The following is a 19,659-nucleotide window of genomic DNA, read 5'->3' as shown; positions in this document are numbered from 1 at the left end:
GCCATGCACCTGCTCAGGACCCAGCCCGGCGGTTTCGTGTCGGATGACAACATCGCCGACCTTGGACAAACCCCCGCCGAGCTGGTGGTCCTGTGCAGCGGCGATTCCAGCCTGGCGCTGCTCGCCGAGGCAGCGCAGCAGTTGCCCGACGATTATCCGGGCGTGCGCCTGGCCAACCCGATGCAGGTGCAGAACCATGCCTCGGTCGATTTGTACGTCGACGAAGTGCTGCGTCACGCCAAGGTGATCCTGATTTCACTGCACGGCGGCATCGCCTATTGGCGTTACGGCATCGAGCGTCTGGTCGAACTGTCGCAGCGCGGCGTGCAGGTCATTCTGGTGCCGGGCGATGATCGCCCGGACCCGGAGCTCAGCGACCTGAGCACCGTCGGCGTCGAGGATCGCGACCGGCTCTGGCAATTTCTGCGTCAGGGTGGCATGGGTAACGCCCTGGACTTCTTCCGCTGTCTGGCCAATCGCTGGCTGGCACGTGATTACACCTGGGGCGAACCGCAAACCCTGCCACGCGCAGCGATTTACCATCCGCACAAACATTCTGCCGCACTGCGCGACTGGCAGGCCGACTGGTACGCCGATCAACCCGTGGCGGCGGTGCTGTTTTATCGCTCGCATTTGCAGGCGGCGAACACCGCTTTCATTGATGTTTTTTGCCAGCGTTTGCAGGCAGCGGGGTTGAATCCGTTGCCGATCGCGCTGGCGAGCCTGAAAGAGCCCGGCTGTCTTTGCGTGGTCGAGGACTGGCTCGACGAGGCCTGCGTCTCGGTGATTCTGAATACCACCGGCTTCGCCCAGTCCAGCCCGGAAGCACCGCATCTGCGGCCGTTCCGCCGCAATATTCCGGTGATCCAGGCGATTTGCGCCCAGGACAACGAACCGGGTTGGCGCGCCAGTGAACAAGGGCTTGGCCCTCGCGACCTGGCGATGCACATTGCCTTGCCAGAACTGGACGGACGCATCATCAGCCGCCCGATCAGCTTCAAGGACCTGGCGTGGCGCAGTGAGCGCAGTCAGTCGGATGTGGTGTGCTACCGGCCACAGCCGGAACGCATGGACTTCGTTGCCGAACTGGCACGGCGCTGGGTCGAACTGGCGCGGGTGCCGAACGCCGAGAAACGCATTGCCCTGATTCTCGCCAATTACCCGACCCGCGACGGTCGCATCGGCAATGGCGTCGGCCTCGACACCCCGGCCGCTGCGCTGAATATCCTGCGGGCACTGCATGCCGAAGGTTATCCGTTGCCGGCAGAGTTGCCGGACAGCGGCACCCGCCTGATCCAGCAGTTGCTGGGCGGGGTCAGCAACGATCTCGACACCCTCGACTTGCGTCCGTGCCAACAAAGCCTGGCCATGGACGATTACCTGGCGATGTTCAACGCACTGCCCGAAGCCAACCGCGCGGCGGTAGAAGAACGTTGGGGGGCGCCGGAGAACGACCCGATGTGTCGTAGCGGGCGAATGATGATCGCCGGCCTGCGTTTCGGTCTGACCTTCGTCGGCATTCAACCGGCCCGGGGTTATCAGGTCGACCCGAGCGCTGTGTACCACGATCCGGACCTGGTACCGCCCCACGGTTACCTGGCGTTTTACTTCTGGCTGCGCAACACCTATGGCGCCCACGGTGTGATCCACGTCGGCAAACACGGTAACCTTGAATGGCTGCCGGGCAAGGGTGTCGGGCTCTCGGAACACTGCTGGCCGGATGCACTGCTCGGGCCGCTGCCGAACATCTATCCGTTCATCGTCAACGACCCGGGCGAGGGTGCCCAGGCCAAGCGGCGGACCCAAGCGGTTATCATCGATCACTTGATGCCACCACTGACCCGCGCCGAAACCTATGGTCCGCTGCGCAACCTCGAACTGTTGGCAGACGAATATTACGAAGCGCAGCTGCTCGATCCGCGCCGCGCCCGAGAGTTGCAGCGCGACATCCTGCAACTGGTGCGCGACACGCACATCGACCGTGAACTGCAACTGGACGAGCAACTCGACAGCGATGCCGACGCAGCGATCTGGTTGCCGCGTCTGGACACTTACCTGTGTGACTTGAAAGAGTCGCAGATCCGCGACGGCCTGCATGTGTTCGGCGAATCGCCCACCGGGCGCTTGCGCATTGACACTTTGCTCGCGCTGTTGCGCATTCCACGGGGCGATGGCCGTGGGGCGCAGTCGAGTCTGCTGCGGGCGTTGGCCAAGGCTTTCGAGCTGGGGTTCGATCCGCTCGATTGTGCATTGGCCGAGCCGTGGACCGGGCCTCGACCGAATGCCTTGTTGTCGATCAGCCATGAACTCTGGCGCACCACTGGCGATACCCGCGAACGCCTCGAGCTGTTCGCCACACAACTGATCTCGCAGGCAGTGGATGCTCCCTCCCAAACCAAACCTGGCCCTTGTAGGAGCGAGCTTGCTCGCGATGTTGTGTCAGCCACATTGGTGTCGACTGACACTCCATCGCGAGCAAGCTTGCTCCTACAGGGGGCAGGCTGGATTGAGGTACAAGCCATCCTCGACAGCCTGCGCGAGGTGGTCGCCCCGCGTCTGGACGCCTGCGGCCCGGCGGAAATGCGCGGTTTGCTCGATGCCCTGAGCGGTCGCTTCGTCCCCGCTGGCCCGAGCGGTGCACCGAGTCGCGGTCGTCTGGACGTGCTGCCCACCGGGCGCAATTTTTACTCGGTGGACGTGCGCAACCTGCCGACCACCACGGCGTGGCGCATCGGTTTCCAGTCGGCCAACCTGATTCTCGAACGGCATCTGCAAGACCACGGCGATCATTTGCGCCAGCTCGGCCTGTCGGTATGGGGCACCGCGACCATGCGCACCGGCGGCGATGACATCGCCCAGGCGATGGCGTTGATGGGGGTGCGTCCGGTCTGGGCGACCGGCAGTCAGCGGGTCGATGATTTCGAGATTCTGCCCCTGAGTCTGCTTGACCGTCCGCGGGTGGACGTGACCTTGCGGGTGTCCGGTTTCTTCCGTGATGCCTTCGCCAATCTGATTCGCTTGTTCGACGCGGCGGTGCAAGCGGTCGCCGACCTGGATGAGCCGGACGACCTCAATCCGCTGGCGGCCAAGGTGCGCGCCGAGCGTGCAGCCTTGTTGCAGGCAGGGCTCGATGAAGACGCGGCGCGACGTCAGGCCGGCTGGCGGATTTTCGGGGCCAAACCCGGTGCCTACGGCGCAGGCGTGCAGGGCGCCATCGATGGTCGGCTGTGGCAGACCCGCGAGGATTTGGCCGAGGTCTACCTCAACTGGGGTGGCTACGCTTACGGTGGTGCTGACGAGGGCACCGCCGCTCGTGAGCAGTTCACTCAGCGCCTGAGCCAGGTACAGGCGGTGCTGCAAAACCAGGATAACCGCGAGCACGATCTGCTCGACTCCAACGATTACTACCAGTTCCAGGGCGGCATGCTTGCGGCGGTGGAAAGCCTGAAAGGCGAGGCGGCGGCCAGTTATCATGGCGATCACAGTCAGCCGGACTTGCCGAAGATTCGCACCTTGAAGGAAGAGCTGAACCGGGTCATCCGCTCCCGGGCCGCCAATCCGAAATGGCTCGAAGGCGTTAAACGCCACGGCTACAAAGGTGCGTTCGAAATGGCCGCGACAGTCGATAACCTGTTCGCCTTCGATGCCACTACGCAGTTGATTGACGATCACCAGTACGCGTTGCTGGCCGATGCCTATTTGCTCGACCCGGACACCCGGGACTTCGTTCGCGAACACAATCCCCATGCCTTGCGCGACATGACTGAGCGCATGCTCGAGGCTCAACAACGCGGGATGTGGAAGGACCCGGGCGAGTACCGCGAGGCGCTGGAGAATTTGTTGCTGGATATAGAAGAAGACAGCTGATGCGCCACATGGCACTCAAGTGACTGTGAAATTACCGACCATGACCGAGTATTCAAGATGACCTACACCCCGCATTTCCCCCTCTCCGCCGTGGTCGGCGCCGACGATTTGAAGCTGGCCCTGTACTTGACCGCCATCGACCCGAAAATCGGCGGTGTACTGATCGAAGGCCCGCGGGGCATGGCCAAGTCGACCCTGGCCCGCGGTCTGGCGGACCTGCTGGCCAGCGGTCAGTTCGTCACATTGCCCTTGGGTGCCACCGAGGAACGCCTGGTCGGTACCCTCGATCTCGACGTGGCGCTGGGCGAAGGTCGCGCGCAGTTTTCGCCCGGCGTACTGGCCAGGGCTGACGGCGGCGTGCTTTACGTCGACGAGGTCAATCTGTTGCCTGATCACCTCGTTGACCTGCTGCTCGATGTGGCCGCCAGCGGCACCAATCTGGTCGAGCGTGATGGCATTTCCCATCGGCACTCGGCGAAGTTCGTGCTGATTGGCACCATGAACCCGGAGGAGGGTGAACTGCGTCCGCAACTGCTCGACCGCTTCGGCTTGAACGTCGCCCTGAGTGGCCAAACAGCTCCGACAGAACGAGGCCAGATCATTCGCCGTCGCCTGGATTTCGACAGCGATCCGCAAGCTTTCTGCGTCGAATGGGAATCGGCGCAGGCGTCTCTGCGCGAACGTTGCCAGAACGCACGCAACGCCCTGGCAAGCATTCCCCTCGACGACCAGGCGCTGGCATGTATCACTGAACGTTGCTTTGCCGCCGGCGTCGATGGCTTGCGCGCCGATCTGGTCTGGCTGCGTGCCGCACGGGCTCACGCCGCCTGGCGCGGGGCAAACGCTATCGCCGAACAAGATATCGACGCAGTCGCCGAGTTCGCTTTGCGCCATCGCCGTCGCGAGCATTCGGCGCCGACGTCTCAGGAATCCCACGCGCCGCAATCCACTGCACCGCAGAACGCCAACCCGAGCGAAGGGCAGGGCCAGTGGGGCGAATTGCCTGCCCAGGCGCTGGCGGTCGGCGCCCGACGTGAAGTGCCGAGCTGGCCAAAAAAGCCCTAGGCATTCGCCCTCGCTCCGACGCGGGGGCGAATGCCAGACCTCGAGCCGGGCGGCTGGACCACGGCAAACTGGGCAAACGTCACGCAGCCCGCAGTGGTTCGGTCAACTGGCCCGGCACATTGCTCAATGGCCGGCCGCGTCAGCGCGACGATCTGTTGTTTCACCTGCGTACTCGCTCGCCCCATGAACTGTGGCTGGTGATCGTTGATGCCTCCGCATCGACCCGCCGTCATCAGGCATTGAGCGATGCCAAGGGCTTGCTGGCGCAACTGTTCGACGATGCCTATCGCCAGCGTGCACGCCTGGCCCTGCTCACGGCCAGCGGTTCTGCGCCCAAGTGGCAGGTGCAGGGCTTCAAGGCTTTCACGGGGCTGCGCCATTGGCTCGATGGCCTTGGCGCAGGTGGCGGCACGCCGTTGCTGGCGGCATTGAGCGAAGCAGGGCGATGGCTTGGCGCACGGCAAAAGCGCTTTCCGGCAGAGCAGCAGCGGTTGTTGTTGGTGACCGATGGCCGGCTGAAGGACTGGCCGCTGCTGCCGACGCTGGAATGTCCGGGGCTGTTGATCGACATCGAGCGCGGGCCGATCCGGCTTGGGCGCAGCAAGTTGCTGGCTGCGCAGTTGCAGGCTGAGTATCGGCACATTGACGAGCTGATTCCTGGCTGAGATCTGTTTCGCCTGTACTGGCCTCATCGCGGGCAAGCCCGCTCCCACAGGTTATTTGCCTTGCCTGAAACATTCGGTAGATGCCAAACCTTGTGGGAGCGGGCTTGCCCGCGAAAGCGGTGGGTCAGTCACCATCCATTTCGGATTACTTGCCCATCGCCTGCCGGTACTGCCGGGTACGCTTGCCAATGTACAGCTGGTCGAGAATCAATGCCCATAGCGCCGAGACTTCAGGCCGGGTTTTGCGCCCACGGCTCAAGCGATGCAGCTGGAACTTGACCACCGCCATGCTCGCCAGCGCTGCCAGGGGTTTACGCTTCCAGCGGATCGGCGGCAGTTGCGGATGGCTGTTCTGGCCTTCGCGCCAGTGTTTGACCAATTGCGGTTCCACGGCCAGGGCGGTGCCGATGCCGGCCATGGCGAGGCCGCTGTCGAGGACCTGTTCGACGATTGCCAGACGCCGGATTCCGCCGGTCACCATCACCGGCATCCGCGCCACGCTGGCCAGTTCACCGGCCATTTCCAGAAAGTACGCCTCCCGTGCCAGGGTCCGGCCGTCGCGCGCTTCGCCCTGCATGGCCGGTGCTTCGTAACTGCCACCGGAGAGTTCCAGCAGGTCGATCGGTTGTTCGTTAAGCCACTGGATCACTTGCCGTGCATCATCGGCATCGAAACCACCGCGCTGGAAATCCGCTGAGTTGAGTTTTACCGATACACAGAATTGCGGCGACACCGCCTGGCGAACCGCCTCGACAACGGACAACAGCAGGCGCGCACGATTTTCCAGCGAACCGCCCCAATGATCGGTGCGCCGATTGGTGATCGGCGAAAGGAACTGGCTGATCAGGTAGCCATGGGCGGCGTGGATCTGCACACCGGTAAAGCCGGCTTTCTCCGCCAGTGCGGCGCTGGTGGCGAAGCGCCGGATCACCTCCTGGATGTCGTCCTCGCTCATGGGCTTGGGTTCGGCGAACATCTTCGAGAACTGGCCGAGATCCAGTGCAACCGCCGACGGCGCCAGAGCTTGCTGGCCAAGATTGGCCATGGTCTGGCGGCCAGGATGGTTGAGCTGCATCCAGAAGTGCGCACCGCCAGCCCGGCCGACAGTGGCCCACTGGCGAAAACGTTCCAGATGACGCTCGTCCTCCAGCGCTACACCACCGGGTCCGGTCATTGCACGGCGGTCGATCATTACATTGCCGGTCAGCAGCAAGCCGGCCTCGCCCTCGGCCCAGGCCTGGTACAGGCGAAACAGCGCCTGGTCGGGCACCTGATCGGTGTTGGCGAGGTTCTCTTCCATCGCGGCTTTGGCAATGCGATTACCGATGGTCTGGCCGTTGGGCAAATTCAAGGTTTGGAAGGGCGACATGCTTGACTCCTCGTAGTGATGAGCAGAGGCTAAGCTTAAAGTTAACTTTAATGTCAAGCAGGTAAATGAGATCCGTATGAAGATTGGTGAATTGGCACAGTTGAGCGGGCTGACCGCCTCGCGCATCCGTTTTTACGAGTCTCAGGGATTGATCCGGCAGGTCGAGCGTTCTGCCAACGGTTATCGGCGTTACTCGCAACAGGCGTTGCAAACCCTGCAAATCATCCAGTGTGCGCAACAAGCCGGTTTCAGCCTGGAGGAACTCAAGCAGTTACTGCCGGATAATCTGACGGGCGCGTTCAAGCACGATGAGTTGATGGCCGGCCTGCATCGCAAGATCGAGCAGATCGAAGAGATGCAACGGCACCTGGCCCATAGCAAGGCACAGTTGCTGGGCTGGATCGACACCATCCAGGCCCGGCCCGAAGGCATGAGTTGCGATGAAAATGCGGAACGGGTGATGACGTCATTCAAGCACTAGGTCGGGTCGGGATACGGGAGCGAGCCTGCTCGCGATTGGGTGGATCAGTTCATTGATGAAACGAATACCGACCCTTGCCCGTATGTTTTGACGCTTACAGGGCTTCATCGGCCTTGACCAGCGCCTGGTTCAGGGTGTCACCATCGAGTACCCGGGCCAGGCCGATGCTGATGGTTTTGTACATCGCCGACCTTGCTGTTGTGCTGGTTATCGAGGATCACCTTGCCCCACGGACGGTAGCGCAGGGAGAAAACCGATGTCAGGTGGCAACCCGGCGATGTCGATTGGGGGGGCATCGGTTCGGCGCGGAACGGTTGCCCGGCAGTGCTGACTTGCCGGAAGGCTTCCCTGACGATGCCAATGGAGCAGGGCAGAGCATTGGCGTAGCCGTTGCGAATCAAGAGTGGCAAACGTCCGGTGCCGGCGCCGTCCTGCCACCACACCTGAATTCCGGCGTTCGCCATTTCGCCCAGCCACTGACCATTGACTGGCGGCGCGAGTTTGCCGACGTTGAATACGCTGATGTGCAGCGGCGCGTCGAGTTTGCCGGAAAAGTCCTTGAGCTGGCGTTGCAGCGTTTGCCGGCGATCCAGCGGCAGAAAGTGCAGGTCATCCAGTTCCATGGGCAAATACCAGCCGCTGACCGGGAGTTTCCAGTCTTTGCGCAATTTCTGCTGTTGGGTCAGGGACTGCCCCAGCTGCGTCTGCCAGTACATTGCCAACCCGGCGCTGTCCAATTCATCGATGCGCTGGTAGTAGGCCGGGTCCATGCGCAGTCCCAGCACCAGTTTCAGGCCTTGGGCCTGGGCCAGTTTCAGGCTGTCGGCGAGCCAGCCGTTGGCACCGCCGAAGTCCGAATCACCGTAGGCCGTCCACTGCACGATCACCGTGTGCGCACCTTGGCGGGCGGTGTCTTGCCAGATTTGCTGCCATTGCGCCTGGCTCAGGTTGGCATCGACATTGAGTGGCTGATAGAAAATCCGCTCGTCAGCATGGCTCGCCACACCCCCCAGTAACAGGCAAAAAACCAAAAGAAATCGCCTCATCAGAAATTCAACTCCACGCCCACCAGCACACCGTTACCGCCTTCATACAGATTGCCGCCCAGCCATTGCTGATATTCGGTGCGCACCGACAGGTGTGCGCGATAGGCGTTGTAGTGGTCATCGTTGAACCACCATTGCCAACGCAAGCCCAACCCTGTGCGCAAGTCCTGGCGCCATTCGTTGCTCGGGTCCTGGGTGGCGAACTCGAGAAAACCGTACGGCATGAGGGTTTGCGCGCCGTTGAACGGCAGCTTCCAGGTGTGTCCCTGCTGGAAGCGTGACAGCCATTGATGCTCGCCGGCCTTGGTCCACCATGCCGCGTCAAGGTAGAGGAAGCGCTCTTCCCAATCGCTTTCATCGACCCGCCAATCGTTGCGCAATCGCCCCTGATCAAGGAACGACGCTGTTGTACGCAGCAGATAATCGGTGGTGGTGTGGCCGTCCTGACGATGATCGCTGACCTGATCGGAGAGTTTTTCCGGAACCAGCATTTGCCCAAGGCTCAGGCCGTGGTTGTCTTCAGCATCGAACTGGCTTTGTTTGTAGATCTCGCCGTAGAAGTTGATGTTGGCGGTGCCCCAGGGCTTGTAGCGCAGACCGACGCCGGTGCCGAGGGATTCGGCATAGCTTGACCGGCCCACACCACCGAGCAATACACGGCCGTAGACCGACAACGTGCTGCCGGCGCGGCTGGGTTCCTCGCCCAGCGCGTGGTCCCACATGGCCAGTTGCACGTTCTGCGAGCTGGAGCGGCGTTGCGTGCCGGTGCTGTCGTCGGGGCGCAGGATGTCGTTGGTCGATACCCCGGCCGGTGACCAGGTGCTGGCGATGGTGACGGAGTCGCGACGGGACAGGCTTTCGTGGGCGCGGCGCTGGCGATAGCGACGCGCTTGCATGCTGCCATCCTCGTCATCGGTGGCTACCGGGTTCTGTTCCAGGTCGATCACCCGACGCAGTTCCTTGCGCGCCGAGGCGCTGTCTTCGACCTCGTCATAACGCCAGGCCAGGGTTTCGCCAAGGCGATAGTCCTCCGGGAAGTCCCGGGTGGCGCGTTGCAGGTACGGGATGGCTCGGGCGCGTTCTGCCTGGGTCCCGGCACCGGCCAGGCGCACGCCGTAGTCGGCGCGATAACGGGGGTTGTCCGGGGCGCGGCGCACGGCCTCGGCCAGCCATTCGGTACTTTGTTGCAGGTCGCCGGCCTTTTGCGCCGTGACCGAGGCCGCATAGAAATGCTCGGCATCCGGTACCAGCTGCAGGGCGGAACGCTGACGCTGTAGCGCGAGAGTGTGATCGCCCCGGGCATCGGCGATCGCCGCGCCCAACGCCCACTCATTGGCGCTGCGGGTGAGGCTTTGTTGCCAGTAGTGTTCGGCCGTTTGCGTGTCGCCGATGCTGAGGGCACCGCGGCTGGCAGTTAGGCGGGCATTGTCGCTGAGTTCGGCGTCCGGAAAACTGCGCCAGATGGCCAGGGCACCCGCCGAATCTCCGCCAGCTTCCAGGGCGTAAGCCAGTGGCAAGCGACTGTTTTGGTCGCCCATTTTTTCGGCGGTCTGGTAATACACCACCGCTTCACCGGGGCGCTCGGGCATTGCACAACGGCCGAGGGCGCGGTAGTCGCCCGCGGCTTGCGGGAGATCGCCAATCGCCTGTTGAACAGCGTCGCACTGGCCGTTTTCCGCCAGTTGCGCGAGCAGTTGCCCGCGAGTGACGGGGTCGACGCGGTTGAGCAACGAAACGATGCGTTGCTGTTGTGCCGCGGTCGGCGTCGACGCGGCATATAACCCCGCCAACCGTTGTAGCAGGGCTGTTGGCAGCTTGCCGCCGTGATGGTCGTAGGCCGTTTCGAGTAACTGTTGCGCCTGTTCCCGTTGGCCGGCATTCAGCGCCAGATAGGTCGCCTGACCGAGCGAATCGAGGTTGCCGGTCTGCTGATAATGCCGCTCCCAGAAAGTCGCCGCTTCGCGGTTTCGACCCGAGGCCTGGAGCAGTTCGGCACGACGTTTCACCACGTCGGCGGTCTGCGGCTGGCCGGCGAGGTAGGCCATGATTTTGTCGCTGCGGCCCCCATTGTGCCAGACGTCGAGCAGGCGTTCGCGGCGGCGCGAGTCCCAGGGTTCCGGCAGGCGTGTCGCTTGCAACAGTTCGGTGGCTTGCAGGCGCTGGGCAAGGATCAGCCAGGTCTGCGGGTTTTCTTCGGGTTGGCAACTGTTCAGTTGGACGAGCGCAGCTTGTGGGTCGTGGCGGGACAACCACTCGGCCGTCTCAAGGCACGGACGCTGCAACTCGCCACTCAAGCGTTGCACCGTGGCGCTGTCGCCGGTCTGTCGCGCCAGTTCCCACAGGCGCTGGCGTTGCGCCGGATCGGCAAGGTCGGCAGGTGACAGCGACTGCATCCAGCGCTGCGCCTGCTGGACGTGGCCCGTGGCAATCGCCCGGTCGACCATGGCCAGTCGAACCTTGCGCGCCGCTTCCGGGCCAGGCGCTGTCTGCAGCAATTGCTGCAGGGGTTGCTCGTCGAGGCGTTGCACGTAGGCATTGGCCAGGCGTTGCCAGCCTTGATCATCGAGTTGTTGATTCGCGGCCAGGGGCGCCAGCTCTTTGATGGTGCCGTCCCAGTCGTGCAACTGTTCGGACCAATTGGCACGCGCCAGATGCAGAAGGCGCGCGTCACCTTTGGGCGGCAGTTGCGCCAGCCAGTCATGGGCTTTGGCCGCGCCGCCGTACCTGGCCAGGCTCAGGCTGTAGGCCTGCCACAAACGGATGCGCTGAGTGATGTCGCTGCTGGCGATCCACTGTTCCACCTGTTCGCTATCCGGCGGATCCTGTTCTATCCACGTCAGGCGCAGGTTGAGCAGGGCGTCGCTGTTGGCCGGATTGTCGGGCAGTGCCTGCACGGCGTCGTTGTAGCGTCGCTGTTTGACCAGCGATTGCACGAGCAGGGCCCGCGCTTCATCGTTTTCCGGCACGTTGCTCAGCAGGTGGCGCATCAGCCGTTCGACTTCCTTCCAGTTGCCGTTCTTCGCTTCGCGGTAACTGCGGTCCATATAGGGGTAACTGCGGAACCGATCGAAATCGGTCAAGGGTTCGGCTTGCACCCATGCCGTCGTGTTCAGGCAGAGCAACAGGCTACCGGCCATCAGGGTCTGACGATGGACAGGCTTCATGCAGCCTCCCGGGCAATGCAGTAGGCAGCGTGCTGCTCGCTCGTCTGATCGGCCAGGGCCTGTTCGAGGATTTCCTGTGTGATCATGCCGCGTTCAATCAAGTGTTCACCCAGAGACATTTTTTCCGCATCGAAATCGATCAGCGCCTGATTGAACAGGGTTGGCGGCACCATGCCACGTACTTGCAACAGATTGCCCAGCAACACTTGGTGATGGCTGACGCGCTCGATCAGGTCTTCGTCGTCCTGATGTTGCTCGAGCACCTCAAGCATCTGATGTACTTCCTCGCTTTGACGAGGGCTGGCGTACCAGTAGCGGATCCCCAGCGTAACCCGGCCTTGTGGTGCGAGGCGGCACCGCACCGGGCGTTTCAGTTGACGGCTGATGGCCCCCAGAGACACTTGGCTCACGGGACCTTCGGACGCCAACACCAGGGTTTCGTTGTCCTCGGCGACCGGCAGCACGCCGTAGTGCGTGGCGATTTTGCGTGGCACGGCGTCGATCAGGCGTTTGTCGAGCTTGAACGGATTGAGTGGGGCCCACTCAAGGTCCAGTTGTTCGGCCAGGGTTTGCACCAGTTGCGTGGTGTCGATGTGTCCGCGCAGCAGCAGTTCCTGACCCAGGCGCCGGCGTACCGGGTTGGTGATTGCGGCTTCGAGCTGATCTTCAGAGAGCAGGCCTTTTTCCACTAGTCGATGGCCCAGCGGGGTGCGTTGGGCCTCGGCCAGGGCCGGAAACTCATGAGTGGTCTTGTCCCAGGCGACGCGACGTGAATCGCCCATTTGCATCACCTGGCGCAGCGCCCGGAGGTTGGCGAAGAAGTTGACGAAATTGCTCCACATCATCCGGGGGGCCGACAGCAGTCCTTCGCCCAGACCGTAATAACGGGTGACAAACCATCCGCGCTGAAACAGCCGATTGAGCAGCATGAAGCCGTTGAGCCACAGCAGGGTCACCAACAACGTGGAGTCTGAGAGGATCGACGGGAACCGCCAGGCATTCGGCGTGATCACGGTGACCAGCCACATCGCCAGCAATACCACTAGCAGGATGTTCACCAGGAAACTCAACAGGTACGCAATCAGGCCACGGCGGTCACGCCACAGAAAATAATTGAGCAGGCCCTTGGGGCTCCAACCGAGGTTCTTGGTACCCTGGAACACGATGCCAACGATCCATCGTGACTTCTGGCGGATCGCGTGCCGCAAATCCCGGGGGAAATGCTCGCGCACGCAGATCACCTGGGAAAACGCACGGTCCATCCCGAATACCCATGGCTGTTCCAGCGCCAGTTTCGGGTCGGTCACCGAGTAACGGGCGAAGATGCACTTCATGCCTTTTTGCTTGAGGCGAAAGCCGATGTCGTAGTCTTCGGTAAGACTCTGCACGTCGAAGGCAATACCGTCACCGTCCTCGAGCAGGGCAATGATGGCCTTGCGGCTGAAACAGGTGCCGACCCCGGCGCTGGGCACTTGCCCGGTCAATGCCTCGCGCACAATGACGTCCTTGCCGTGGTTCTCGGCGAACTCGTCGACGTAGTGCCCGGCGGTGAAGCCTTTCCATTCCGGGGCGTAGGGGTAGACCGGAATCTGGATCAGGTCCTTGGCCGGCAGCAGGTAGTTGAACAGACGCAATTCCATGGGCGAAATCACGTCCTCGGCATCATGCAGGATGAAGCCGGCGAACTGGATTTTCGCAGCGTTTTCAAAGCGCAGGATCGCGTCGATCACGTTGTTCAGGCAGTCAGCCTTGCTGGTCGGGCCGGGGCGCGCGCACACCACTTTGTGCACGTTGGGGTAGTGCAGGCACACCGCATCGACGTCGGCCTGGGTCTCGGCGTCGTTGGGGTAGGTGCCGACGAAAATCTGATAGTTCTCGTAGTCGATGGTCGAGGCGGCCAGGCGCGCCATTTCGCCGACCACGCCGACTTCGTTCCACGCCGGCACCATGATCGCCAGGGGTTTTTCGCCGATGGAATACAGCCGTTGCTCATCGGCGCGTTCGAATTTTTCATAGATCCGCCAGCGCCGGATCAGTTTGCGGGTCCAGTACACCAGGTCGATGAACAGATCATCGAGCCCAAGTATGAACATCAGCAGGGCCAGGATAATCGCGAGGTATTTGAGTCCGAACAACGCATAGGCAAAGAAGTCGACAAAAGCCAGGCTCATATGGCTTTACCCACCGCCGCACGGTGTTTCAGCCAGATGCCGAGGCGATTGGCAATGCGCTCGCTGGCGTGTCCGTCGCCATAAGGACTATGGACTCGGCTCATGCGCTGGAAGGTCGCGTGATCATCGAACAACAGGCTCGATTCCTTGACGATACGATCGGTGTCGGTGCCCACCAGCACCACCGTTCCGCCTTCGAGCGCCAATGGCCGCTCCGTGACATCGCGCAGCACCAACAGCGGTTTGCCAATGGCGGGGGCTTCCTCCTGGATGCCACCGGAATCGGTAAGAATGAAATACGCGCGGTCCATCAGCCAGACGAAATGCTGGTAATCCTGCGGTGCCACCAGATAGATATTGGGTTTGTCCGATAGCACGCTGTACACCGCGCTTTGCACCTGTGGATTGAGGTGCACCGGGTAAACGAATTGCACATCGGGATATCGTTCGGCGAGGGTGGCCAGGGCCAGGCAGATGTTGCGAAAACCGCCGCCGAAGTTCTCCCGGCGATGCCCGGTGATCAGCACCATGCGCCTGTTGTCGTCGAGCACGGCCAGCGGCGAGTCGGCGGCCGGGTGCCAGTGGATTTCCTGTTGGTGATTGCGCATCCATACCAGCGCATCAATCACCGTGTTACCGGTGACCTCAATGTTGGCCTTGGACACACCTTCGCGCAGCAAATTGTCTTCGTTATTGAGGGTCGGCACGAAATGCAGGTCGGCGATGACACCGGTCAGGCGCCGGTTCGCTTCCTCCGGCCAGGGTGCGCGCAAGTTGCCGGTACGCAACCCGGCCTCGACATGGCCGATGGGCAACTGGCGATTGAAGGCGGCGAGGGCGGCAATGAAGCTGGTGGTGGTGTCGCCGTGTACCAGCACGATATCCGGTTGCACCCGCTCGTAGGCTTTGTCGAGCTGCCCCAGCAGCTGTTCGGAGAGGCCGTTGAGGGTCTGGCCCTGGGTCATCACCTGCAAGTCTTCATCGACCGTCAGTTCAAACGAGTCGAGGACCTGCTTGAGCATTTCCCAGTGCTGGCCGGTGGAGCAGATGTTCAGGTCGATTCCGGGCCAGTTACGCAAGACCCGCGCCAGCGGTGCCATCTTGATAGCCTCCGGACGCGTGCCGAAAACCATCATGACTTTGAAGGACATGAACCTCTCCTGGGACTGCACACGCCGAAGCGACGCGGCTGTTGAGACCGATTATCACTGGAGCATTGAATAAAGCAGCCGGACGGGGGGTTGTCCAATGAGCGGCAGCGACTGGCAAATGTCCTGCCGTTTGCAGGGACTGCCCTGAGTTGGCTCATGGCGCGCCAGGTTGTGAACCAGATACCCGCCCTTTGTAGCCAACGGTAGCGGTCGGGGTTCTGTGCATTTGGTAGCGTTTTTTCCTGATTGTACGCATCCCCCTGATTCAAAACAAATTTCAATCCCCCTCACATTCCCTCCACATCCTGTGGCACACTTTCTGCTGTCTATTCCGTTGTTACATACCAAGTTCCGGTATAGCGGAATAAACATCACCCTGGAGTGCTTGCCATGCATCGCCGACCTTCGTTATTCAAAGCGTGTGTTCTTCTTTTCGCGGCATCCGCCGCTGCCATGGGCGTGGCTCAGGCGGCGGACAGTAAGCTCGACAGTGTTCTGGCCCGCGGCAAACTGATTGTAGGCACCGGCAGTACCAATGCGCCTTGGCACTTCCAGGGCGCGGATGGCAAGTTGCAAGGCTTTGATATTGATATCGGGCGCATGGTGGCCAAGGGGTTGTTCAACGATCCGGGCAAAGTCGAGTTCGTGGTGCAGTCGTCCGACGCGCGTATCCCCAACCTGCTGACTGACAAAGTCGACATGAGCTGCCAGTTCATCACTGTGACGGCCAGCCGTGCCCAGCAAGTGGCGTTCACCCTGCCGTACTACCGCGAAGGCGTCGGCCTGCTGCTGCCGGCCAACAGCAAGTACAAGGAAATCGACGACATGCAGGCCGCTGGCAGTGGCCTGACCGTGGCGGTGCTGCAAAACGTCTATGCCGAAGAACTGGTGCATCAGGCGCTGCCCAAGGCCAAGGTCGATCAGTACGACAGCGTGGACCTGATGTATCAGGCCGTGAACTCCGGCCGCGCCGACGCGGCGGCCACCGACCAGTCTTCGGTGAAATACCTGATGGTGCAGAACCCTGGCCGCTATCGCAGCCCGGCTTACGCCTGGAGCCCGCAGACCTATGCGTGCGCAGTCAAGCGCGGCGACCAGGACTGGCTGAACTTCGTCAACACCACACTGCATGAGGCCATGACCGGCGTTGAGTTCCCGACTTACGCGGCATCGTTCAAGCAGTGGTTCGGTGTCGATCTGCCTTCGCCGGCGATTGGCTTTCCCGTCGAATTCAAATGACTCCGTGAGAGTGGGGCGCCGCCGAGCGCCCCGCTCAAGGTACTGCTGACCATGAACTATCAGTTGAATTTTGCCGCCGTCTGGCGCGATTTCGACACCTTGCTGGCGGGGCTCGGTCTGGGCCTCGAACTGGCCCTGGTGTCGATCGCCATCGGCTGCGTGATTGGCCTGATGATGGCGTTTGCTTTGCTGTCGAAGCACCGCGCATTGCGGGTGCTGGCGTCGGTGTATGTCACGGTGATCCGTAATACGCCGATCCTGGTGTTGATTCTGTTGATCTACTTTGCGTTGCCGAGCCTGGGCATTCGTCTGGACAAGATTCCATCGTTCATCATCACCCTGTCGCTGTATGCCGGGGCCTACCTGACCGAAGTGTTCCGCGGCGGTCTGCTGAGCATTCCCAAGGGCCAGCGTGAAGCCGGCCTGGCCATTGGCCTCGGCGAATGGCAGGTCAAGGCCTACGTCACCGTGCCGGTGATGCTGCGCAATGTGTTGCCGGCGCTGTCGAACAACTTCATTTCGCTGTTCAAGGACACCTCGCTGGCGGCGGCAATCGCCGTACCGGAGCTGACCTATTACGCGCGCAAGATCAATGTCGAAAGCTACCGGGTGATTGAAACCTGGCTGGTGACCACGGCGCTCTATGTGGCGGCCTGTTACCTCATTGCCATGATGCTGCGTTACCTCGAGCAGCGTCTGGCGATTCGCCGATAGGAGGCTCCATGTACGAATCCCCCAGTTGGTTGCATGAGTTGTGGGTGGCGCGCGAAGTGCTGTGGCAAGGCTTTGTGACCAGTGTCCAGGTGTCGGTGCTGGCGATTTTGCTCGGCACGCTCGTTGGCGTCGTCGCCGGTCTGGTACTGACCTACGGCAAATTCTGGATGCGCGCACCGTTTCGTTTTTATGTCGATGTGATTCGCGGCACGCCAGTGTTCGTGCTGGTGTTGGCGTGCTTCTACATGGCGCCGGCACTCGGCTGGCAGATCAGCGCGTTCCAGGCTGGTGCACTGGGGTTGACGCTGTTCTGCGGCTCCCACGTCGCCGAGATCGTGCGCGGTGCGTTGCAGGCCTTGCCGCGCGGGCAAATGGAGGCGAGCAAGGCCATCGGCCTGACGTTCTTCCAGGCCCTCGGGTACGTGCTGTTGCCCCAGGCGTTGCGGCAGATCCTGCCGACCTGGGTCAATTCGTCTACCGAGATCGTCAAGGCCTCGACCCTGTTGTCGGTGATCGGTGTGGCGGAATTGCTGCTCAGTACCCAGCAGATCATTGCCCGGACCTTCATGACCCTGGAGTTTTACCTGTTCGCCGGTTTCCTGTTCTTCGTCATCAACTACGGCATCGAGTTACTCGGCCGGCACATTGAAAAGCGGGTGGCTTTGCCATGACTCAGACTCAATCCAATGCACAAAACGGCCAACCGCTGCTGGACATTCGCGGCCTGCACAAGCGCTACGACCAGCTCGAAGTGCTCAAGGGCGTCGACCTGACCATGCAGCGCGGCAACGTGGTGACACTGATCGGCTCCAGCGGCTCGGGCAAGACCACGCTGCTGCGCTGCGTGAACATGCTTGAAGAATTCCAGGGCGGGCAGATCCTGCTTGACGGTGAATCCATCGGTTATGACGAGGTCAACGGCAAACGCATTCGCCACCCGGAAAAGGTCATTGCCCGTCATCGCGCCATGACCGGCATGGCGTTCCAGCAGTTCAACCTGTTTCCGCACCTGACCGCGTTGCAGAACGTCACCCTGGGACTGCTCAAGGTCAAGAAACTGCACAAGGACGAAGCCGTGGCCCTGGCCGAGAAATGGCTGGAGCGTGTCGGCCTGCTGGAACGGCGCGATCACTTTCCTGGTCAGTTGTCTGGCGGTCAGCAGCAGCGCGTGGCGATAGCCCGGGCGATTGCAATGAACCCGAGCCTGATGCTGTTCGACGAAGTGACCTCAGCGCTGGACCCGGAGCTGGTCAGCGAAGTGCTCAATGTGATCAAGGGCCTGGCGGATGATGGCATGACCATGCTGTTGGTGACCCACGAAATGCGCTTCGCCTTCGAGGTGTCGGACAAGATCGTTTTCATGAATCAGGGGCGAATCGAAGAGCAGGGGCCACCCAAGGACCTGTTCGAACGCCCGCAATCGCCACGACTGGCGGAATTCCTCAAAAGCACACGTTTTTGATCCTTTGATTTCAATCAGGAGAAACACCCATGAGCATTACTCGTTACGGCACCGGCAGCTCCGCCGCTGGCGGCACGCCTCGTCCTTTCGCCCGCGCCGTTGAAGCCGACGGCTGGTTGCACGTCTCCGGCCAGGTGCCGGCGGTGGATGGCGAGATCATTGTTGGCGGCATCGTCGAACAGACCCACCAGACCATGAAGAACCTGATCGCGATTCTCGAAGAGGCCGGTTTCGGCCTGGAAGATGTGGTGCGTGCTGGTGTGTGGCTGGAGGATCCGCGGGATTTCACCAGTTTCAACAAGGTCTTCTCCGAGTACTTCAAGCCCGAACATGCCCCGGCCCGTGCCTGCGTGCAGGCGAACATGATGGTCGACTGCAAGGTCGAGATCGACTGCATTGCGTACAAGAAAAAGGCCTGAACCGAGGTGGCTTCATCGCTGGCAAGCCAGCTCCTACAGGTAAACTCCCGGCACTTTGAATGGGAACCACTGAAATGACCGAAGACACCATCAAGCGCCGGGCACGCGGTCTGGACCGGGCGTTCGATATCCTCGATTTCCTCAAGGAGATCGGCCAGCCCCTGCGCCCGAACGACATCGCCAACGGCATCGGCAGCCCCAAATCCACGGTCTACGAACTGGTGGCCTCGCTGCTGGAACGGCGGATCCTGGAGCCGGTGGGCAAGGACGGTCATGTCTACCTCGGTCGTCAGTTGTACTTTCTCGGCCAGGCGCATTTGCGCCATTTCGACCTCACCCGCGAGGCCGATCACGCCTTGCAGGAAATCGTCAGCCAGACCCGTGAAACGGCGCAGATGTGCCTGCTCAACGGGCGCAAATACACTGTTGCGCTGATGAAGGAGGGGGAACGGCATTTCCGCATTTCCTCGGACATCGGCGAAAACGCGCCCATCCCCTGGACCGCATCCGGGCGCCTGTTGCTGGCGCACTTGAGCGACCAGGAAATCGTCGACCTGATCGACCACGACGACTTCATCCTGCCCGACGGCGAGCGTCTGCCGCTTGAGCAGTTCCTCAAGGAAATCCGTCAGGCCGGTATCGATGGTTTCTTTTCTTTCGATAGCGTCGCCGACACCTTTACCCATTGCTTCGCCGCGCCGGTCAAAGACCCCGGCGGCGTGGCCATCGCGACCCTGTGCATCGTCGCCCCCAGGGCCGATGCCAGGAACAACTACAACGAATATCGCCGGGTGCTGATCGAAAGCGCCAACAGCCTGGCCCGTCGCATCAACGAATAACAGCGGC

15 protein-coding genes are annotated in these 19,659 nt (G+C 61.7%); 10 read left to right on the top strand and 5 right to left on the bottom strand.

Annotated elements, in window-relative coordinates:
- Positions 1-3: 3 nt before the first annotated feature.
- From cobN to ACCD00_RS08355, 3 genes are all read left to right on the top strand, one after another.
- Complete coding sequence (gene cobN, locus ACCD00_RS08365) at positions 4-3,867, top strand: cobaltochelatase subunit CobN (protein ID WP_413423530.1); 3,864 nt, start codon at positions 4-6, stop codon at positions 3,865-3,867.
- 57 nt (positions 3,868-3,924) lie between these two features.
- The gene (locus tag ACCD00_RS08360) at positions 3,925-4,932 is read left to right on the top strand and encodes an ATP-binding protein (RefSeq protein WP_413423528.1); all 1,008 of its coding nucleotides are present in this window, start codon (positions 3,925-3,927) and stop codon (positions 4,930-4,932) included.
- A 119-nt stretch (positions 4,933-5,051) separates the two neighbouring features.
- On the top strand, positions 5,052-5,597 hold the full coding sequence (locus tag ACCD00_RS08355; RefSeq protein WP_413423526.1) for a vWA domain-containing protein: 546 nt from the start codon (positions 5,052-5,054) through the stop codon (positions 5,595-5,597).
- Positions 5,598-5,742: 145 nt separating this feature from the next.
- On the opposite strand, the gene ACCD00_RS08350 is transcribed toward ACCD00_RS08355, so the two are convergent.
- Positions 5,743-6,966, bottom strand: coding sequence for an NADH:flavin oxidoreductase/NADH oxidase family protein (locus tag ACCD00_RS08350; RefSeq protein ID WP_413423524.1), 1,224 nt, complete (start codon positions 6,964-6,966; stop codon positions 5,743-5,745).
- Between the two features lie 76 nt (positions 6,967-7,042).
- On the opposite strand from ACCD00_RS08350, the gene ACCD00_RS08345 reads away from it, so the two are divergent.
- Positions 7,043-7,447, top strand: coding sequence for a MerR family transcriptional regulator (locus ACCD00_RS08345; RefSeq protein WP_413423522.1), 405 nt, complete (start codon positions 7,043-7,045; stop codon positions 7,445-7,447).
- A gap of 137 nt (positions 7,448-7,584) precedes the next feature.
- On the opposite strand, the gene ACCD00_RS08340 is transcribed toward ACCD00_RS08345, so the two are convergent.
- From ACCD00_RS08340 to wecB, 4 genes are read right to left on the bottom strand one after another with little or no spacing between them, the layout of a single operon-like run.
- On the bottom strand, positions 7,585-8,493 hold the full coding sequence (locus tag ACCD00_RS08340; RefSeq protein ID WP_413423520.1) for a DUF4434 family protein: 909 nt from the start codon (positions 8,491-8,493) through the stop codon (positions 7,585-7,587).
- Positions 8,493-11,657: an NfrA family protein gene (locus ACCD00_RS08335; RefSeq protein WP_413423518.1), complete on the bottom strand. Its 3,165-nt coding sequence runs from the start codon at positions 11,655-11,657 to the stop codon at positions 8,493-8,495. Before ACCD00_RS08335 ends, ACCD00_RS08340 begins: the two co-directional genes overlap by 1 nt.
- Positions 11,654-13,828 carry a cyclic di-3',5'-guanylate-activated glycosyltransferase NrfB gene (gene nrfB / locus ACCD00_RS08330; RefSeq protein ID WP_413423516.1) on the bottom strand — a complete coding sequence of 725 codons (2,175 nt, stop codon included), beginning with the start codon at positions 13,826-13,828 and terminating at the stop codon, positions 11,654-11,656. Before nrfB ends, ACCD00_RS08335 begins: the two co-directional genes overlap by 4 nt.
- Entirely contained in the window at positions 13,825-14,979 is a 1,155-nt protein-coding gene (wecB, locus tag ACCD00_RS08325) for a non-hydrolyzing UDP-N-acetylglucosamine 2-epimerase (RefSeq protein WP_413423514.1), read from the bottom strand. The genes nrfB and wecB overlap by 4 nt, the downstream gene beginning before the upstream one ends.
- Positions 14,980-15,369: 390 nt before the next feature.
- Here wecB and ACCD00_RS08320 point away from each other — a divergent pair, with 390 nt between their 5' ends.
- From ACCD00_RS08320 to ACCD00_RS08295, 6 genes are all read left to right on the top strand, one after another.
- A complete protein-coding gene (locus ACCD00_RS08320) occupies positions 15,370-16,218 on the top strand; it encodes a transporter substrate-binding domain-containing protein (protein ID WP_413423512.1) in 849 nt (282 codons plus the stop codon).
- A 51-nt stretch (positions 16,219-16,269) separates the two neighbouring features.
- Complete coding sequence (locus ACCD00_RS08315; protein WP_008015908.1) at positions 16,270-16,932, top strand: amino acid ABC transporter permease; 663 nt, start codon at positions 16,270-16,272, stop codon at positions 16,930-16,932.
- Positions 16,933-16,940: 8 nt separating this feature from the next.
- Positions 16,941-17,603, top strand: a complete 663-nt coding sequence (locus ACCD00_RS08310) for an amino acid ABC transporter permease (RefSeq protein ID WP_413423510.1) — start codon at positions 16,941-16,943, stop codon at positions 17,601-17,603.
- Positions 17,600-18,394 (top strand): amino acid ABC transporter ATP-binding protein, encoded by a 795-nt coding sequence (locus ACCD00_RS08305; protein ID WP_413423508.1) that lies wholly within the window; start codon positions 17,600-17,602, stop codon positions 18,392-18,394. Before ACCD00_RS08310 ends, ACCD00_RS08305 begins: the two co-directional genes overlap by 4 nt.
- Before the next feature lie 29 nt (positions 18,395-18,423).
- Positions 18,424-18,813, top strand: a complete 390-nt coding sequence (locus ACCD00_RS08300) for a RidA family protein (RefSeq protein WP_413423506.1) — start codon at positions 18,424-18,426, stop codon at positions 18,811-18,813.
- Positions 18,814-18,887: 74 nt separating this feature from the next.
- Entirely contained in the window at positions 18,888-19,652 is a 765-nt protein-coding gene (locus ACCD00_RS08295) for an IclR family transcriptional regulator (RefSeq protein WP_413423504.1), read from the top strand.
- The last annotated feature ends 7 nt before the right edge of the window (positions 19,653-19,659 follow it).

Source organism: Pseudomonas sp. Pseusp3, from assembly GCF_047304225.1.
GTDB lineage: Bacteria > Pseudomonadota > Gammaproteobacteria > Pseudomonadales > Pseudomonadaceae > Aquipseudomonas > Aquipseudomonas fluorescens_CD.
The sequence above is the reverse complement of the archived record's forward strand: the minus strand, read 5'-3'. Positions and strand labels throughout refer to the sequence as shown.

What these genes read in the sequence shown, in the direction of transcription:
- nrfB (WP_413423516.1), bottom strand. Translation starts at nt 13,828, where the DNA reads ATGAGCCTGGCTTTTGTCGACTTCTTTGCCTATGCGTTGTTCGGACTC.
- ACCD00_RS08335 (WP_413423518.1), bottom strand. Translation starts at nt 11,657, where the DNA reads ATGAAGCCTGTCCATCGTCAGACCCTGATGGCCGGTAGCCTGTTGCTC.
- ACCD00_RS08350 (WP_413423524.1), bottom strand. Translation starts at nt 6,966, where the DNA reads ATGTCGCCCTTCCAAACCTTGAATTTGCCCAACGGCCAGACCATCGGT.
- ACCD00_RS08305 (WP_413423508.1), top strand. Translation starts at nt 17,600, where the DNA reads ATGACTCAGACTCAATCCAATGCACAAAACGGCCAACCGCTGCTGGAC.
- ACCD00_RS08320 (WP_413423512.1), top strand. Translation starts at nt 15,370, where the DNA reads ATGCATCGCCGACCTTCGTTATTCAAAGCGTGTGTTCTTCTTTTCGCG.
- ACCD00_RS08315 (WP_008015908.1), top strand. Translation starts at nt 16,270, where the DNA reads ATGAACTATCAGTTGAATTTTGCCGCCGTCTGGCGCGATTTCGACACC.
- ACCD00_RS08310 (WP_413423510.1), top strand. Translation starts at nt 16,941, where the DNA reads ATGTACGAATCCCCCAGTTGGTTGCATGAGTTGTGGGTGGCGCGCGAA.
- ACCD00_RS08340 (WP_413423520.1), bottom strand. Translation starts at nt 8,493, where the DNA reads ATGAGGCGATTTCTTTTGGTTTTTTGCCTGTTACTGGGGGGTGTGGCG.
- wecB (WP_413423514.1), bottom strand. Translation starts at nt 14,979, where the DNA reads ATGTCCTTCAAAGTCATGATGGTTTTCGGCACGCGTCCGGAGGCTATC.
- ACCD00_RS08300 (WP_413423506.1), top strand. Translation starts at nt 18,424, where the DNA reads ATGAGCATTACTCGTTACGGCACCGGCAGCTCCGCCGCTGGCGGCACG.
- ACCD00_RS08360 (WP_413423528.1), top strand. Translation starts at nt 3,925, where the DNA reads ATGACCTACACCCCGCATTTCCCCCTCTCCGCCGTGGTCGGCGCCGAC.
- cobN (WP_413423530.1), top strand. Translation starts at nt 4, where the DNA reads ATGCACCTGCTCAGGACCCAGCCCGGCGGTTTCGTGTCGGATGACAAC.
- ACCD00_RS08295 (WP_413423504.1), top strand. Translation starts at nt 18,888, where the DNA reads ATGACCGAAGACACCATCAAGCGCCGGGCACGCGGTCTGGACCGGGCG.
- ACCD00_RS08345 (WP_413423522.1), top strand. Translation starts at nt 7,043, where the DNA reads ATGAAGATTGGTGAATTGGCACAGTTGAGCGGGCTGACCGCCTCGCGC.